Below are 240 nucleotides of genomic sequence, written 5' to 3'. Positions count from 1 at the left end.
CCCATGAATGCAGCGCCAGCCGTGGAAGTGCGGCAACACATCCTCGATACCGCCATGCCCATTTTGCTGGGCAAGGGCTTTTCGGCCGTCGGTCTCAATGAGATCCTGGCGGCGGCCGGCGTGCCCAAAGGGTCGTTCTATCATTATTTCGGTTCGAAAGAGGCGTTCGGCGAAGCTTTGCTGACCTTCTATTTCACCGAATATGCGGAACGCCTGGAGGCGCAACTCGTGCGCGCGCCC

General features: G+C 59.6%; 1 protein-coding gene. It reads left to right on the top strand.

Annotated elements, in window-relative coordinates; translation table 11 throughout:
• Window positions 1–3: 3 nt before the first annotated feature.
• Window positions 4–240: TetR/AcrR family transcriptional regulator (locus SB771_RS36715; RefSeq protein WP_410722247.1), on the top strand; the 237-nt coding region annotated here is incomplete at its 3' end.

Origin of the sequence: Burkholderia sp. SIMBA_051 (assembly GCF_046534915.1) — a bacterium.
GTDB classification, from domain to species: Bacteria; Pseudomonadota; Gammaproteobacteria; order Burkholderiales; family Burkholderiaceae; genus Burkholderia; species Burkholderia ambifaria.
The sequence above is the reverse complement of the archived record's forward strand: the minus strand, read 5'-3'. Positions and strand labels throughout refer to the sequence as shown.